Origin of the sequence: Neobacillus sp. FSL H8-0543, from assembly GCF_038592905.1 — a bacterium.
GTDB lineage: Bacteria > Bacillota > Bacilli > Bacillales > Cytobacillaceae > Neobacillus.
Map to the genome: position 1 here is coordinate 1,694,853 of NZ_CP151943.1, position 15,560 is coordinate 1,710,412.

Annotated in this window: 16 protein-coding genes; 9 read left to right on the top strand and 7 right to left on the bottom strand. The window is 41.1% G+C overall.

Annotated features, from left to right (window positions below):
• Window positions 1-183: 183 nt before the first annotated feature.
• The 3 genes from NSS81_RS08700 to NSS81_RS08710 all read right to left on the bottom strand — a co-directional run bounded on the left by NSS81_RS08700 (window position 184) and on the right by NSS81_RS08710 (window position 4,214).
• On the bottom strand, window positions 184-1,560 hold the full coding sequence (locus NSS81_RS08700; RefSeq protein WP_342433103.1) for a tryptophanase: 1,377 nt from the start codon (window positions 1,558-1,560) through the stop codon (window positions 184-186).
• A gap of 340 nt (window positions 1,561-1,900) precedes the next feature.
• A complete protein-coding gene (locus tag NSS81_RS08705; protein ID WP_342433104.1) occupies window positions 1,901-3,286 on the bottom strand; it encodes a hypothetical protein in 1,386 nt (461 codons plus the stop codon).
• A gap of 40 nt (window positions 3,287-3,326) precedes the next feature.
• The gene (locus NSS81_RS08710; protein WP_342433105.1) at window positions 3,327-4,214 is read right to left on the bottom strand and encodes a hypothetical protein; all 888 of its coding nucleotides are present in this window, start codon (window positions 4,212-4,214) and stop codon (window positions 3,327-3,329) included.
• Between the two features lie 314 nt (window positions 4,215-4,528).
• Between NSS81_RS08710 and NSS81_RS08715 the strand changes: the two genes are divergently transcribed.
• From NSS81_RS08715 to NSS81_RS08745, 7 genes are all read left to right on the top strand, one after another.
• On the top strand, window positions 4,529-5,032 hold the full coding sequence (locus NSS81_RS08715; protein ID WP_342433106.1) for an Lrp/AsnC family transcriptional regulator: 504 nt from the start codon (window positions 4,529-4,531) through the stop codon (window positions 5,030-5,032).
• Window positions 5,029-6,240, top strand: a complete 1,212-nt coding sequence (locus tag NSS81_RS08720) for an aminotransferase (protein WP_342433107.1) — start codon at window positions 5,029-5,031, stop codon at window positions 6,238-6,240. Before NSS81_RS08715 ends, NSS81_RS08720 begins: the two co-directional genes overlap by 4 nt.
• A 219-nt stretch (window positions 6,241-6,459) precedes the next feature.
• Entirely contained in the window at window positions 6,460-6,729 is a 270-nt protein-coding gene (locus NSS81_RS08725) for a hypothetical protein (RefSeq protein WP_342433108.1), read from the top strand.
• A gap of 26 nt (window positions 6,730-6,755) precedes the next feature.
• Window positions 6,756-7,196: an HAD hydrolase-like protein gene (locus NSS81_RS08730; RefSeq protein WP_342433109.1), complete on the top strand. Its 441-nt coding sequence runs from the start codon at window positions 6,756-6,758 to the stop codon at window positions 7,194-7,196.
• 211 nt (window positions 7,197-7,407) lie between these two features.
• The gene (locus tag NSS81_RS08735) at window positions 7,408-8,337 is read left to right on the top strand and encodes a DMT family transporter (protein WP_342433110.1); all 930 of its coding nucleotides are present in this window, start codon (window positions 7,408-7,410) and stop codon (window positions 8,335-8,337) included.
• A gap of 70 nt (window positions 8,338-8,407) precedes the next feature.
• On the top strand, window positions 8,408-8,878 hold the full coding sequence (locus tag NSS81_RS08740; protein ID WP_342433111.1) for a VanZ family protein: 471 nt from the start codon (window positions 8,408-8,410) through the stop codon (window positions 8,876-8,878).
• A gap of 267 nt (window positions 8,879-9,145) precedes the next feature.
• The gene (locus NSS81_RS08745) at window positions 9,146-10,510 is read left to right on the top strand and encodes an N-acetylmuramoyl-L-alanine amidase (RefSeq protein ID WP_342433112.1); all 1,365 of its coding nucleotides are present in this window, start codon (window positions 9,146-9,148) and stop codon (window positions 10,508-10,510) included.
• A gap of 211 nt (window positions 10,511-10,721) precedes the next feature.
• Here the strand turns inward: NSS81_RS08745 and NSS81_RS08750 are convergent, their stop codons facing one another.
• Entirely contained in the window at window positions 10,722-10,913 is a 192-nt protein-coding gene (locus tag NSS81_RS08750) for a hypothetical protein (protein WP_342433113.1), read from the bottom strand.
• 298 nt (window positions 10,914-11,211) lie between these two features.
• Between NSS81_RS08750 and NSS81_RS08755 the strand changes: the two genes are divergently transcribed.
• Window positions 11,212-11,508, top strand: coding sequence for a cytochrome c (locus NSS81_RS08755; RefSeq protein ID WP_342433114.1), 297 nt, complete (start codon window positions 11,212-11,214; stop codon window positions 11,506-11,508).
• 63 nt (window positions 11,509-11,571) lie between these two features.
• Here NSS81_RS08755 and galE read toward each other — a convergent pair whose 3' ends face one another.
• From galE to NSS81_RS08770, 3 genes are all read right to left on the bottom strand, one after another.
• Window positions 11,572-12,543, bottom strand: a complete 972-nt coding sequence (gene galE, locus NSS81_RS08760) for a UDP-glucose 4-epimerase GalE (protein ID WP_342433115.1) — start codon at window positions 12,541-12,543, stop codon at window positions 11,572-11,574.
• 274 nt (window positions 12,544-12,817) lie between these two features.
• Window positions 12,818-13,114: a hypothetical protein gene (locus tag NSS81_RS08765; RefSeq protein WP_342433116.1), complete on the bottom strand. Its 297-nt coding sequence runs from the start codon at window positions 13,112-13,114 to the stop codon at window positions 12,818-12,820.
• Between the two features lie 207 nt (window positions 13,115-13,321).
• Window positions 13,322-13,834, bottom strand: coding sequence for a DoxX family membrane protein (locus NSS81_RS08770; RefSeq protein WP_342433117.1), 513 nt, complete (start codon window positions 13,832-13,834; stop codon window positions 13,322-13,324).
• A gap of 796 nt (window positions 13,835-14,630) precedes the next feature.
• Between NSS81_RS08770 and NSS81_RS08775 the strand changes: the two genes are divergently transcribed.
• Window positions 14,631-15,560 (top strand): ABC transporter ATP-binding protein, encoded by a 930-nt coding sequence (locus NSS81_RS08775; protein WP_342433118.1) that lies wholly within the window; start codon window positions 14,631-14,633, stop codon window positions 15,558-15,560.

A 15,560-nucleotide genomic window follows, 5' to 3' on the forward strand; every position in this document is an offset into this window, starting at 1 on the left:
TTTCTTATTTTCAGCATCACTAGATTACTAATTTCATTCTATTATACTAGATGGAAATCTTTTGAAACAACCTCGAGTTTCCCTATCTGCTATAGCTTTCTTTAACCACACCAAAAAAGGAACCCTAGATTTCCCTATGGTTCCTTCTTAAGAATAACTTTTTTTAAAAGTCACCTATGGTTACTAGACCGGCTTTAATCTTGCTGTGAAATGGCGCAGCACCTTTGGCTCATAATCAAAGGTTAACCCTTTTAACCGGCTCGCTCTATTTTTAACGACAATCAATCCATCAGCAATCACGTCCATGTGATTATACGTATAAACCCTGCGCGGAATCGTTAAACGCAAAAGCTCAAGCGGACTTGCCAGCTGCTCACCCGTTTTGGCATCCCTTCCCATTAGCAGAGAACCAATTTCAACCGAACGGACCCCCGTTTCTAAATACAGCTCATTAGCCAGCACCTGTGCTGGGAATTGTGAACTAGGAATATGCGGCAGCATCTTTCTTGCATCAACGAAAACCGCATGGCCGCCTGTTGGGAATTGGATGGGGACTCCTCCCTCCCTCAATCGCGCGCCCAAATATTCTACTTGATGAATCCGGTATTCAAGGTAATGTTCGTCAATCCCTTCATAAAGACCCCTCGCAAGTGCCTCCATATCTCTGCCAGCCAGTCCGCCATAGGTCGGGAATCCTTCAAAAGGAACAACCATTGACTGGGCTAGCTCGAACAATTCCGCCTGATTATCGCAGAAAGCAATCATGCCGCCAATATTAACCAGCGCATCCTTCTTAGCGCTCATCGTCAGCGCATCAGCATAGGAGAACATTTCACGGATAATATTGATAATCAAATGATTTTCATAGCCCGCTTCACGGCGCTTGATAAAGTAAGCATTTTCTGCAAACCTCGCTGCATCGATGACCGTAAATATCCGATATTTCTTAGCGATACGCGATACTTCTCTGATGTTCTCCATCGAAACTGGCTGCCCACCAGCACTGTTATTGGTGATCGTAATGATGATCATGCCAACATTATCAGGACCTTTTTCTAAAATTGTCCTTTCTAATTTTCCGAGGTCAAAATTGCCTTTAAACGGATAGGGGGTTGTCGTGTCAAACGCTTCCTTTGTGACGACATCAATCGCCTTTCCCCCTGAAAAATCAACATGGGCACGTGTTGTATCAAAATGCCAGTTGCTGATGACATGCTGGCCACTTTTTATAATTAACGGGAATAACACCTGTTCGGCCCCTCTGCCTTGATGTGTCGGTATCACAAATGGATAACCAATAATATCCCTTACCGCCTCACGCAAATGAATGAAATTGCGGCTTCCTGCATAAGCCTCGTCGCCAAGCATCATTCCAGCCCATTGCTGGTCACTCATTGCACCTGTCCCGCTGTCTGTGAGCAAGTCTATGTAAACATCATCAGATTTAAGAGAAAATAGATTATAACCAGATGCAATCAATGCCTTTTCTCTTTCCTCTCTAGAAATCATACGTAGCGGTTCTACCATTTTGATTTTGAAAGGCTCTGCCATACGTTTCATTGGACATCCAACTCCTATTGGTTGATTTACGAGTGGAATTTAATAAAGAAAGTTTGAAGGATTACAAAGAGCAGAGGTATGGAAAATAAATATTATAGTCCTTCATATATTATCATTTCATTATATTCATTTATGAGTTTAATATTAATGGTATTTAAAAGGGGGTCTTCTACAAAGAAAGTTTAACTTCAAGCAGCACATTTCTTTGCACGAAAAGGCCTAAAAAAAGATCATATCGAACAATCTGCCCATCCCCTCAAAATTTTCAATACGTATATAAAGCAGTTTATGGGATATGAAAAGCCGAAGGAAAAATCCCCCGGCTTCTTTTAAAATGTAGTTATTTTTTTGTATAAGTCTCAACAGTAGGTTCTTCAATAGCTCCCTCAGCATCTTCTTCTGTAGTTGCAGGTGTTTCTTCTGCTCCAGCTTCAGTATCAGCCTCAGTTACTACTTCAGTATCAACCTCCGTTTCTACTTCGGTATCCACTGTCACTTCTTCTTCTATTACTTCACCAGCTAATACAGCTGAGTTTGCTGCTGCATGTAATTTTGCGTTGTCACTTGCTTTTAAACTAGCTTGTGATTTTGCTTTGTTTGCTGCAGATGGGTTTACTTCTTCAGTGACTGCTTCTGCAACTATTTCTTCTGTAGTAGCAGGTGCTTCTTCTGTTCCAGCCTCAGCATCTTCTTCTGTAGCTGCAGGTGCTTCTTCTGTTCCAACCTCAGCATCTTCTTCTGTAGCTGCAGGTGCTTCTTCTGTTCCAACCTCAGCATCTTCTTCTGTAGTAGCAGGTGCTTCTTCTGTTCCAACCTCAGCATCTTCTTCTGTAGTAGCAGGTGCTTCTTCTGTTCCAGCTTCTGTATCAACCTCAGGTTCTACTTCGGTATCCACTGTCACTTCTTCTTCTACTACTTCACCAGCTAATACAGCAGAGTTTGCTGCTGCATGTAATTTTGCGTTGTCACTTGCTTTTAAACTAGCTTGTGATTTTGCTTTGTTTGCTGCAGATGGGTTTACTTTTTCCGCTTCTTCTTCAAGATCCTCTTCTTCGTCCTCTTCTGTTTTTAAGAAGGCATCCGTATCAAGTTCGAAGTTCTTGGAATCCGAATCAGAGTCGGATTTCGAATCCTCATTTGAATCTTCTTCATCTTCATTCCTTACAACTGAATCTGAATCTGAATCAAGATCAGTAGTTTCTTCCTCTTGAGCATCTACTTCATCTTCAGTTTTTGCATCAACATCGTTATCAAGTTCAGTTGTTTCTTCTGAATCAGTATCAGAATTTTCTGTTGTTACTTCCGTTTCAAGCTCAATCACTTCTTCTGCTGCTACTTCTTGAACGGGAACAGGTTCTGTAATTACTTCTTCTGTTACTACATCATCAGCTTTTTCAACCTTACCATGAACGGCTGAGTTTGGAGCAGCATGCATTTTTGCCGTTTCACTAGCATGAACACTTGCCTGTGATTTGTTCACTTTTTTTGTTTTTACGGGTACTTTAACCTCGTCATTAGCTTGTACCTTTACAGCTGTTGCAGTTGGAACAATCTGCTTGGTTTTTACTTTAGCCTTTTCACTTTTCACTTGAACGGTATGCTCAGTATTTGCTTTATCAGGACCTGCCGCTTCAGTAAAATGGCCACCAGCAAAAACTCCAAATGACAATGCTCCCACGAGTACAAATGATTTTGCTACTTTATTAAAATTAAGATAATGTTTCATTATTAAATTAGCTCCTTTTATTATCGTTTTCCGTTGGCTTTTAGCAGCGGGTTACGGTTTTTAATAAAGGAGCTTCCTGCGGAGGTTGTGATGGTGGAGCATTAATCCACTGGTTATTCATCCTTGCATACCGCGAAAGGTAAGGTTGGACAAGCACCATTTCATAATGGTTATTCCATACCAACCATTTTTCCAAGAAATTTATCGTGCTAAGTCCGTTGCTGAGTCGGTCATGAGATTGGGCTCCTGAACTGCTCGTTGGCTGCGTTGGATTTATCGCTTGGCTAACCTTAGGAATCTCTTCCTCACTAGCAGGGGTCTTTTCCTGTTTTAGCGCCTTTGGTACAGTGGGCTCATAACGACTCTCTTTTTTTGATACAGTTGCTTTCGATTCGCTCGTACTGAATATTTCCCCCGATTGGGCTTTGTTTTTCACTTCTATATCAGTATTATGTAAGGAATCTACTACATTATCATTCGTTGCTTTTTTAGGCTTTAGCTTATTCTTGACTAACTTAATATTTTTTTCTGCCATTTCTAATCCAGCAACATTTTTATCCATTTTCACCGCTGACTTCGTGTCACCCTTTGCATGATCCGGAATATTCTGCGACTCCACAGCTGGTTTTTGGGGAGCTGTTGGCTTCGGAATTTCCTTTGCAGGCTTCTCTTTTCCCTTACCTTGACTTGCAATAGCAGGCTCAGGTATCTCGACAGTTTTTTTCACCGGGGCTGAGTTTTCAACCTTTGCAGTGATATTCGCTTGTACAGCTTTCTGTTCTGTTTTCACTGAAGTAGCAGCATGTACAGAGGCTTTTTCAAATTGCCTCTTTTCACTTTGTTTGTTATTCTCGGCATAGGCATTGTCTGGTAAAAACATGGCTGCTCCAACCAAAAGACTTGATATAAGAAAATGGCGGAAGTGCAAAATTTCACCCCCTTTCACCTTATCGTAACGTTCACGAACAACATTCGAGTAATGTAGTTGTTTTTTGTCGTATTTCCTCGCTTCTCGAATAAAACGATTCTTTTCACCTAAAGCAAATGATTCATTTTACCCGTATTATTGGAAATTTTTTAAAGGATGGGCAGATCCGTCATTGGCTCCTTTCAGTTTTACGTTTTCCTACCTACCCATTAAATTTTCAATTTTCTATATCATTTAAAATATTTTATCGATTTATACGAAAGATAAGGTATTATATTATTTATCAACAAACTATTAGATTGAGGTGGATGGAAATGAAGCTTACGAATGAGGAGTTAGAGGTACTATCGATTCTTGAGGAAAATCATCGGGTGTCTGTTGAAACGATGGCAGCGATGGTTAACACCACCGTGGAAAACACCATGGAAATCATCAAAAAATTAGAATCCGATAAGATCATTGTTAGTTATCCGGCATTGATCGACTGGAGTAAGGTCGAAGGCAAGGAAAATATTGTGGCAATGATTGAGGTGAAGGTGACACCGAAGCGTGGGGTAGGTTTCGACGAGGTGGCAGAGAGAATTTACCGCTTTCCTGAGGTTACTTCCTTGTATCTGATGTCAGGCGCCTATGACCTGTCGCTCACGATTGAAGGAAAAAGCATGACTGAAATCGCTACATTTGTCTCAGAAAAACTATCCACCATTGAGAATGTAATCTCGACTACTACACATTTTATGTTAAAAAAATATAAGCATGATGGCGTCGTCTTCGGCGGTAGCAAGGATACAGACCGGAGAATGGTGGTATCTCCATGAGAAACGCACCACAGCATTATTTTTCTGAAACCGTTAAAGAACTAAAGCCATCTGGTATCCGAAAATTTTTCGATCTGGCGGCCTCGATTGAAGACGTCATTTCTTTAGGGGTGGGTGAGCCAGACTTTGTTACCCCTTGGAGCATTCGCGAAGCCGCGATTTTATCCTTAGAAGAGGGCTTTACTTCATATACGGCGAATCCAGGCTTACTCGAGCTGCGCCAAGAAATAACCAAATACTTAAAGAATCGCTTTGATGTTCAGTACAGCCCCATTGATCAAGTCATCGTGACCGTTGGGGCCAGTCTTGCACTCGATATTGCCTTTCGCGCGATTCTAAATCCAGGTGACGAAGTGCTGATTGTTGAACCTGCCTTTGTTTCCTACTCGCCGTTAGTCGCGATGGCCGGCGGCAACCCGGTTCCGATTGCGACCACAGCAGATAATGGCTTTAAATTAACACCGGAACATATTGAAAATGCCGTTACGCCAAAAACAAAGGCGATTTTGATTTGTTCTCCCAACAACCCGACAGGCACCTGTTTAAATAAAAAGGAAATGGCTGAAATTGCCCATGCGATTGAGAAGCATGATTTAATCCTTGTTTCTGATGAAGTTTATGCGGAGCTAACCTATGATGAAGACTACACCAGCTTTGCCGCTATCGATGGTATGTATGAGCGGACGATTTTAATCAATGGCTTCTCAAAAGGGTTTGCGATGACAGGCTGGCGTTTAGGATTTTTAGCTGCCCCAAAAGCATTTGTCGAGCAAATGGTAAAAATTTTTCAATACACCACCATGTGTGCACCGCATATGCTCCAGCACGGTGCGATTGAAGCATTGAGAAATACCTCTGATGAAGTGGAAAATATGCGAAAAAGCTACCGAAGACGGAGAAATTATGTGGTCCAAGCATTAAACAGCATCGGTCTTGATTGCCATACTCCAGGTGGCGCATTTTATGTGTTCCCATCCATCAAAAAAACCGGTCTTACTTCGGAACAATTTGCCGAAGAACTGCTTTTAAAGGAAAAGGTAGCTGTTGTACCTGGCACAGCGTTTGGCGAGAGCGGCGAAGGCTATGTCCGCTGTTCATATGCCACATCCATGGAACAGCTCCAAGAAGCGATAAAAAGGATGACACGGTTTATGGAATCCTTAGAAATTAGAGACATTCAAAAGGAAAAACTATACAGCAATCAGTAATACAATAATAAAATGACTGGGTCCTATCGATCCCAGTCATTTTTTTTCGAGGTTTCTAGGTCTTTATACAGCACGACAACTTGATTACCGGGTCAATCGTATGACAGGAAAACTGATTAAGAAGAATTATTTTAAAAATAGGATTTGCTATTAATCATTTAAGCAGAATGTTAACTCATATACTTAGATTACACCATTATTAAAGGAGGAATGTTTTTAATGAAAAAACACACTTTAATATTGGATTTAGACGACACGCTGATTCATTGTAATAAATACTTTCACGATGCCCGTGATAAATTTGTAAAACAGATGCAGTCTTGGATTCATGCACTGCCAAAGGAAAAAATAAACCAGAAGCAGTTAGAGCTTGAAGTCAAAGGCGTTGAAAAACATGGTCTACACTCTTCCGTGTTTATCGATTCGTTAGTGAAAACCTATCAGTATTTTTGTATCAAGCATAAAAGAAGGATGAAGGAAAAGAAATAGAACGAGTCCGTAAAATTGGCCAAAGTGTGTTTCAAACGGAGGTCCAGCCATTCCCCTATATGTGTGAGGTGTTAAATACGCTTCAAAAAGATGGCCATCAGCTACACTTATTTACCGGTGGAGATAAAGAAAATCAGACGCGAAAAATTAGTCAATTAGCGTTAGATAACTACTTTGAAGATCGCGTTTTTATTTATGAACATAAAAATTCCTCTGCCCTTCAAGATGTGCTTGACAAAATTAACTCAGATAAAAAGTTTACTTGGATGATTGGAAATTCCCTTAAAACGGATATTAAGCCCGCCATCGAGCTTGGGATTAATGCGATTCACATCCCAACGGAGCTGGAATGGAGCTATAACATCACAGATATTGATATTGAGCCAAGCGGAACCATTGCCGAATTAGAATCACTCCTTGACCTACCCGATTATTTAAGTGAATACAACTTCTTCTCCACTGCCTGAAGCAATGCGAATTGACGCCTTCTGATTTCACCACTTAAGGAAAACTATCTTTTTAAAGCAATGCGATTTGGCCCTTTCGTATTGCTTTTTTTATGGCTAATTTTCCTAGGAACAAAGTTCTTGCCCCCCAACACAGTCCATATTATACTTATCTAATGCATTGATATTGTTGAATTTATTTAGATGCCTACTGGTATCATAGGGGGAAGAGATGGAACAAAAAGATCGTTCAAAATCAATTGGCTTGCCACTCACCATTTCAATAATTGCCATCTCATTTTCAGCAATTTTCGTAAAATGGTCTGATGCGCCAGCCTCCATTTTAAGTATGTATCGAATGTGGTTTGCTAGTATTCTGATGCTTCCAATCGTTTGGAAATATCGGGCGGAATTTAAAAAAATATCAAAAAAAGATGGTTTCTTTTTAATTTGCTCGGGTGTTTTTTTAGCACTGCATTTTGTCCTTTGGTTCGGGTCTTTAAAATTAACGACCGTTGCAAGCTCGACAATCATTCTAGCCTTACAACCGATTGTATCGTTAGTCGGTGGCTATTTTCTATTCAAAGAACGCACGAACGCACCTGCCTTAATGACGATGGGAGTTGCCATCATCGGAGCGGTGATGATTGGCTGGGGAGACTTTGGTTTAAGTAAAGCTGCGATTCAAGGGGATATCCTTTCCTTCCTAAGTGTAATCGCCGTGGTCGGTTATTTATTTATCGGGCAAACTACCGTTAAAAAAGTATTGCATTGGATTTACAGCTTTTGTGTCTTTCTCTCGGCATCAGTAGTTCTAACAATCTATAACTTCTCAACAGGTGTTTCCTTTAGTGGTTATCCGGCCAAAGAATGGGGAATTTTCCTACTATTGGCGATTGTTCCAACCGTGAGCCATGTTATTAATAATTGGCTCTTAAACTATGTCAATGCAACAACTATCTCGATGAGTATTCTAGGAGAACCCGTCGGAGCCACACTTTTAGCAATCATTTTATTAGGAGAGCGTCTCGCAGGATGGCAAATCGTTGGCGGGGTCCTCGTCCTCTTTGGCGTCTTCCTCTTCCTAATTCAACAGCAAAAACCAAGACAAATCAAAACTGCCAGCATCCAGGCGGAACCAAACACAACCACTCCACAATAAAAGAGCGGTGCCTGTCACTTTTTACAACAAAAGGTGACAGGCACCGCTCTTTGTATAAATCCCCCCTTCCATGTTAAAAATGGTGATGAAGGAGAGGGTATTGATGCGTTGGTTTTTTATTTTGTTTTGGGTTGGTGTTATTTTTATTTTTACTTGTACGTCAAGTTTTAATGGTTTGATTGAGTCTGGTTTGATTCAGTTTCATTGGGATAATAAACCATTATTTTCTGAGCTTCTCAGCCCCTTCCCAGGGAACCTGAGCATGAACCTACTGCTCCAAAAGTCCGGGCATTTCTTCGTTTTTTTTATTCTTGCTGCATTACTTCAAACCCGCCTCCGGTCTAAACTTTTCATCCTGACACTCTCAGTATCTTATGCGGTGCTAACCGAGATTCTTCAATTGTATTTCACCCGCGACGGAAGATTATTTGATATTGGCTTTGATATCGCAGGCGTCCTATTCGCTTTAGCGATAGGCAGTCTATTTACAGTAAGAAAAACAGCCACCGCCAAAGCAAGTCCCCGCGGGGAAGCCCGCTAAAAAGAGAACGGATTACGCAAAAAACCTACTGTCCACTCCAGGCGGACAAATTTGTAATTTGTCCACGTGCGGTGACTGTCACCAAACTGTGTCACTCTAGTCTTTACCCAACTTATTTTTCAGCAACCTGTCCTTTCTGCATCTTTTGTTATATATATAGGTTGAAGAGGTAGGAATACCGACTCATTTAAGACCATTTATGGGCGGAATCGGAACCTTTTTATCCCTGTCCCATATGATAAATAGAAAAATATAGGAGGAGATGGAATGAAACTCTATTTAGACCCAGGTCATGGTGGAACAGATCCCGGTGCCTCAGGGAATGGAATACGCGAAAAGGATATTACCCTAGATATTGCCCAAAAAATTCGCAGTATCCTGATAAATAGTTATGAAAATATAGAAATAAAAATGAGTAGGACAGGTGATACCACCAAAAGCTTAAGCCAGCGCACAAATGAGGCCAACGCTTGGGATGCTGATTTTTATTTATCTATCCACTGTAATGCAGCAAACAGCTCAGCACGGGGATACGAGGACTATATATACAGCGGCGTTTCTAACTCTTCAAGAACAGCAACCTATCAAGATATAATTCATGCAGAAGTCATCAAATTAAATCAATTGATAAATCGCGGTCAAAAAAAGGCCAACTTCCACGTTTTGCGCGAGACGAAGATGGATGCCTTCTTATCGGAAAACGGTTTTATTGACAATCCAGAGGATGCCGCTCTAATGAAACAGAATTCTTGGCGGCAAAGCGTTGCCCAAGGACATGCAACCGGAGTCGCAAAGGCATTTAAACTAAAGGCGAAAACAACAACACCACCGCCTAAACCACCCGCAAATCCTGCAGACCCGCCAAAAAATCCACCCGCAACCGGTACCCTTTACAAAGTAATTGCCGGGTCCTTCAAAGGAAAAGAAAACGCAGACGAGCGCGTTATTTTCCTACGTTCAAAGGGCATCGAATCCTTTGTGGTAACTGCCAGCATCTCAGGCGGGACTTGGTACCGCGTACAAGCAGGGGCATTTGCAAGTCGCGAAAATGCCAACACTCGTGTAGCTGAGATTAAAAAATCTGGAATAAATGACGCCTTCCTACTTGCTGAAAATGAGAATGTGAGCACCCGTGGAACGACACCCGTCATTCCCTCAACCATCTTAGGTCCGGCACAAATATCGGCAGAACAAATGGATCAATTTGTGAAAAAGGTTAACCCTAACGCACCTGAACTTGGAAGTTATTATAAATCCTTAGGAGAGTATTATGGCATTAGAGGAGATGTCGCATTTGCTCAAGCCGTCCACGAAACAAACTACTTCCGCTACACTGGAGTGGTCGAACGCGGGCAAAACAACTATGCAGGCATAGGTGCAACAGGGCCCGACGTTCGAGGCGCAACCTTTGCAACACCAAAAGACGGCGTACTGGGACACCTTCAGCACTTATACGCATATGCAACAACCCAACCCCTCCCAACTAAATACCCATTGGTTGACCCGCGCTTTAATCTCGTCAAAAGAGGGTCTGCCCCAACATGGATCGGCTTAAATGGCAAATGGGCCGTACCTGGCGACACCTACGGACAATCGATACTGAGTGTATATGAAAAAATGATTACTGGATAAGGTAGAAAAAGGGACACGAGTCACACGCTCGGGTCCCTTCTATTCGTGCCAATCCGACAACATCTGACGAACCTATTCCTAGTTAATCATTTGTTAAAATAGCATTAAGCCCTATTGAAAAACGAACTTATGGGTTTTCCCAGACATTTTTTGTCGAAGATAAGTTTCAGTTCGTACCACATAACAAGTGAGCATATGAAAAAAAATTGACCTACCCTTTGGGTTGGTCAAGTGCTTGATATGCTAATTGATACTTACCGCCTTCTGCAACTTCTGAATGGTACAACGCCTTTAAGGCAAAGTTTTTCTCGAGTTGGTGCTCGTTCATTAACTCTTTTAATCGTCCCTGCAATTCTTTGTTTTCTTTTATTAATTGTTTCATTTGCGGCTTCAAAAACTTCATAAGCTTGTAACTCCCTCTCAAACCTTCATTTAATCAAGTATAGCATTAATTTTATCCACTTCACGGTTTTTCATGTATTGGTTTATATTGGAGCTTATTTGTATTGGAAGAATTAGGCTAAGTGCAGAAAAATTGTGCGATATTTTTCAAGTTTATCACACTATTATTATCATTTTTCTATTTATAATCGTGTTAGTAGGATAAACAGATTTAAGAAATTCTTAATCTTATTTTTAGATTCGGTTAATTTTTCAGCGTTATGCTGTTTTAGTAGAGACTCAAAAACGGAGGGTTCATCATGAAGAAACTTTGGGCTGTTGTTGCCCTATCACTTATACTAATGGCTGGATGTTCCAGCAATACTTCGAAGGAAGCAAGACCCACAGATCCTGAAGGGCTCTATAAGTTAAGCTGTTTAGGCTGTCATGGGGCAAACTTAGAGGGTGTAGCGGGGCCGCCAGTAACGAACATGGCAAGCAAGTATTCAGAAGAGGAATTATTAAAACTCATCAACGAAGGTGTGGGAATAATGCCTGGCGGGCTTTTTTCAGAAGAAGAGGCCCTAACCGTTACAAAATGGCTGTTGGAAAAATAGTATCTTTAACGAAAAACAGCAGTGGATTTCAAAAATCCACTGCTGTTTTTCTTATCAGGAAAGTTAATATTGCTGTTTTTGATGCCATTTCCAGGCATCGGCAATGATTTGTTCCAGATTCCGTTCTGCTTTCCAGCCCAGTTCTGTAAAAATCTTTTCTGATGAAGCAACCAATCTGGCAGGGTCTCCAGCTCGGCGGTCTGCCATCACGACATTCGCTTCCACTCCCGTCACTTTTTCACAGGTTTCAATGACTTCTTTTACTGAATAGCCGAGGCCGTTACCCAGATTGTAGACTTCAGCAGATTTCTCCTCATTCAATAGCGACTCGAGGGCAAGGATATGGGCACTTGCCAAATCCGTGACATGAATGTAATCGCGGATACACGTACCGTCCGCGGTATCATAATCGGTGCCAAACACAGAAATCTGATCACGCTGCCCTAACAGCTGCTGGAGGATAATCGGAATTAAATGGGTCTCAGGATCATGGCTCTCTCCAATCTTAGCAGATTCATGGGCGCCTGCTGCATTAAAATAACGCAATACTACGTAGTGTAATCCGTAAGCTTTTGAAAAATCACCAAGAATCTGCTCAATCATTAATTTGGAATGACCATATGGATTAATCGGTGCTGTTACTGTTTTTTCATCAATCACATCAACATTCGGTATGCCATAAGTAGCGGCCGTCGAAGAAAAAATGAAATTTTTCACGTTGTTTCTCATCATAACATTTAATAGAGTAATGGTTGATGCCACGTTATTTTGATAGTATTTAAGCGGATCGATCACTGATTCGCCAACAAGGCTAAATGCTGCAAAATGCATAACCGCTTTAATCGGGTAACTAGAAAAAATCATTTGTAAATCTTCTTCATCTCCAAGATCGCCTTCAACAAAAATTGCCCGGCTGTCAACTGCTTCACGGTGGCCAGTCGACAGATTATCGAGAACGATAACCTTTTCTTTTTCAACTAATTCCTTTACAAGATGGCTTCCAATATAACCTGCACCGCCAACAACGAGAATCATATTCATTTCCCCTTATCTACTACAAATATTATTTTGGTGTTATGTCTTAGATCCTATCTATTTTACATGGATGTACATTTGAGCTGGGTTTCGCTTAGGTACTTGTACGCACCCCCCATCAATAAAATGATACTCCTAACCTTTGAATGTGGCAACTAACTTAGATATTTGCAAATGCCGACACGGTTCTATTAAGTATAGCTTTTAGGACTTACATAATAGAAATAAGGCAATGGGCTTCGCCCATTGCCTTATTTCTATTTCAGGAAAATTTTCAGAGTTTCCATGTTGGAAATCCTTTTTCCTTTAGTTTTTCATACTCCTTCATTCGGGAAAAGGAGTGGGATAGCTTCGTCAAAACATATCCTTGGGGACTCTGTGTTTTCACAGGTTGATTTTTTAACTCCTGGATTTTGATAGATGTAAACATATTGGCTACTTGAGCTAAATTCTCGATCGTATCCATTAATTCAGGGTTGTCACTGTAATTACTTTTAGCCGTGGCATAAATAAAATCAAGTCTATTACTAATGTGCTTAAGCGTCTCAAGATCAAAATATTCTTCATTCATTACACTCACCCCTTATTACTATAAGCATATGGAACAAAAAGCAAATTGGAACAAAACAACGAAAATATATATTATTGAGATGAAAATCGAACTGTCCGCCTGAGGTGGACAGTGTCCACGAGCGGTGCCTGTCACCAAACAAACGTCACCAAACAAAAAAGACGATTCGAGGGGGAGGTTCGAATCGCCTTTGGGAACAGCTGCTTGTTAGGCAGCCGCTTTATTTTTATTTGTGTACGTCTTAGCTGTTTTGCGGATGAACGGAACCACCCAGCGGTCTAAGCCAATGCGCCCTGCGTTGTAGCCTGCAGTTAAGATAATGAATCCTAGGAATATATCAGTTGGGTTATGAGAAACAGTTCCTGCTAAGAAGAAGCTGAAGTTCATCACAAGTCCAAAGAACATTGCTGTTGTTGTTAAGCAACCAAGAAGTAATCCTAAGCCAATTAGTGTTTCGCCCCAAGGAACGATGAAGTTGAAGACATCAATGTTCGGCAACGCAAAGCTTTCTAGGAAGTTTACGTACCAGCCGTAAACCATGTTGCCATCTGGACCTTTAACTGGATTTGCAATAGCATTTCCTAAGTAACCTGAAGCATCAAATCCACCACCTGTTAATTTTCCTAAACCAGCTGTGAACCACGCGTATCCAAGGTATAAACGAATAATAGTTAAAATAGCAGCAGAGATTTTATTTTCTCTTAAAAAATTGATAAACATAAGTCATTCCGCCTTTCAAAATTAAGTTGTTCTTTATACTTACACTATATTAGATTACGAGCGTTAATAACATAGAGATAGTGTTAAGTTCACAGTTTGTTAGAAATGTTTTGACGGAATGTTGAACAGAGAGCAAAAGGCGGAAGCGCCACAAAGAAACATATAATATTAAGAGTTACTTTTTAATAGAAGGTTTTGTTAGTCGACCTCATGAACCCTTCATGAGTACCACTTTTTCGTTTTTCTCTTGTTAGTCGACCTCATGAACCCTTCATGAGTACCACTTTTTCGTTTTTCTCTTGTGAATCGACCTCATGAACCCTTCATGAGTACTTCTTTTTCGTTTTTCTCTTGTGAGTCGACCTCATGAACCCTTTATGAGTACCACTTTTTCGTTTTTCTCTTGTGAGTCGACCTCATGAACCCTTCATGAGTACTTCTTTATCAGGTCATTGTTGATTATATAACTCTGTTGATCGGTGCGGAAGGTGCGAAGGACTCCACCAAAAAATGCTATCGCATTTCCTTCGTGCGGTGAATATTCAAGGAAGCATATTCAATGTCCTGTAGAGAAGGTCGGAGCGGAGACCTCACATATCACTTAGCGCCGAGGATAATCCTCGGATCACCTGCGGAAAGCGAAGCACTTGGAGAGCTAATCAACAAACAAGTTTAACACCGCCATTATTTTAAAGAATAATCCGAATGAATGACTCTAAATGAACATATACAGAACAAGGGTGGTTATATAGTAACAGGCTGGCCTGTTTATGTTTCAATGAAAGGGATGAAATAGATGACGGTTTTGGAAGTAAAAAATCTGCAAAAGTCATTTGGAGCCATTCGGGCAGTACAGGACATCAGTTTTTCTGTAAAGGCTGGAGAAGTATTCACCATCATCGGACCAAACGGGGCGGGCAAGACGACGACACTTGAAATGATTGAGGGTCTGGTCGCTCCTGATCAGGGAGAAATACGTTTCGGAGAAATGAGTTGGGAAAACAATGCAACAGCGATTAAGATGAAAATCGGTGTCCAGCCCCAATCTAGCGCCATGTTCGACCTCTTGACTCCTGAAGAAAATTTAGATCTATTTGCCACTTTTTATGATAAGGCTCGGCCGACGGAGGAAATACTCAAACTTATTAATCTAACTGAACATCGTAAAAATCAAGTATCAAAGCTATCCGGGGGTCAGCGCCAACGGCTTGCGATTGGACTGGCGATGATTAGCGATCCCGATATTATCTTCCTCGATGAGCCGACAACAGGACTCGACCCACAAGCCCGCCGTAATATTTGGGATATTATCCTCGAGCTCAAAAAATTAGGTAAAACAACGATACTGACTACACATTATATGGAAGAAGCAGAAAAATTAAGTGACCGAGTTTGTATTGTCGATCAAGGCAGTGTCGTTACATTAGATACCCCCTCCGCCCTCATTGAACAGCTGACAAAAGAGCGTGAAGTAAGATTATCCTTTTTGGATGGGGAAGCAGCTGCAATGGAAGCGGATGTTTTTTCGAAAACTCTGGAGTCGGTATCCCGAACGGAGCGTGAAGGTACGGCACTTAAACTATGGACAAATAAGCCAGAGGATACACTCCATGACTTGTTTAAATTCACAAAGGAAAGGAATTATCAGGTCGAACAGGTAAGCATTCGCGAAATGAGTCTGGAAGACGTCTTTATTGCTTTTACTGGCAAGGATTGGAGGGATTAA